The sequence below is a fragment of the Synechococcus sp. R8-2 genome (assembly GCF_047461715.1).
Taxonomy (GTDB): Bacteria; Cyanobacteriota; Cyanobacteriia; order Thermostichales; family Thermostichaceae; genus Thermostichus.
Window position 1 is genome coordinate 1 of record NZ_JANSHQ010000275.1, and the last position, 1303, is coordinate 1303.

General features: G+C 53.9%; 1 protein-coding gene. It reads right to left on the reverse strand.

What is annotated here, in order from left to right; translation table 11 throughout:
- Positions 1-3 precede the first annotated feature (3 nt).
- On the reverse strand, positions 4-795 hold the full coding sequence (locus NW819_RS07200) for an ABC transporter permease (RefSeq protein ID WP_414413339.1): 792 nt from the start codon (positions 793-795) through the stop codon (positions 4-6).
- Positions 796-1303 lie beyond the last annotated feature (508 nt).

The window sequence follows — 1303 nt, forward strand, 5'->3', positions numbered from 1 at the left end:
GCGTCAGCGGTGCGGAGCACTCCGCAGGGGGAAGCCCACGACCAAGATCAAGGTAACCAGAATGATCAAGGTGGAGAGGGCATTGATTTCCGGGGTAACTCCTCGTCGCGCCGTGCTGTAGATCAAAATTGGCAAGGTCAGGCTCTCCGGCCCACTGGTAAAAAAGGAGATGACAAAATCATCTATCGAAAGGGTAAAAGCCAGCAAAGCGGCAGCTTGGATCCCTGGCATGGCCAAGGGCAAGGTGACATAGCGTAGCTTTTGCCAGGTGTTGGCATAGAGGTCATAGGCTGCTTCTTCCAGGGCGGGATCCAAAAGTTGGAGACGGCTGCGCACCACAATAGCCACAAAAGCAATCTGAAACGTAATGTGGGCCAAGATCATCGTCCCCAAGCCCAGCTCAAAGAGGCCCGTGTAAAAGCGCACAAACTGGTAGAACAGCAGCAGCGCGATGGCCATCACAATATCGGGGACGATCACCGGCAACAGCATCAGCCCCTGCAGGATCTTTTTACCGGGGAAGCGATAGCGATACAGCCCATAGCCCAGCAGGGATCCCAGCAGCGTGCTGACCAGCGTGCTGACCAACGCCAGGACGAGGGTATTTTGCGTGGCCTGCCAGACCAGGGCATTCTGAAACAGGGAAAGGTACCAATCGAAGGTAAAGCCCGTCCATACCAGACCAAAGCGGGCGCGGTTAAAGGAATAGACCGCAATAAGCAGAATTGGCAGGTAGAGAAAACCATAGATGGCATAGCTGACTCCCCGCAGCCAGGTGGGTATCCTTGCCAACATTCGGCCAACATTCGCGTGTGGTATCTCAGTTGTCTCTATCCCACTGTAGAGCAGACCGCCAAAATTGCAGCAACTCCCTAGGCTTTATACACCCGCCTACAACCCTGTCTATCACGCCAAAGTCCGTTATCAATGGGATATCAATGTGAGGTTATCTGTGGCTGGATTTGTTGAATTGATGATGGGATCCCTGAAGCTGTAAAGACGGCAATCAAAGAACGTGAGCCAAACGAAATGTTTTGCTGTTCGCGTTAGGGGGACGGAGTCCTTGCCTTATTCGGGCAACCCGATACCTGTGACTGGGAAATTGGCAGCACAGGCATTCCCCAACGCCGGCAGTGGGCACTTCCGCGAGGATTGCTAAACTTAGGCTCGGAGTGGTGTGAAAAAGCTGCAACCCATGCCCAAAAGCAGTTCCGGTCGTCTTCGAGAAAAACAAAATCCAGAGGAACCGCACGCGAAAACCAAGGGTATGTCTCGGCCTGTCGGTCGCGTCAGCGGGACGGAG

Bases quoted from the DNA above. Each gene is read 5' to 3' on its own strand.
- NW819_RS07200 (WP_414413339.1), bottom strand. From the start codon at position 795: ATGTTGGCAAGGATACCCACCTGGCTGCGGGGAGTCAGCTATGCCATC.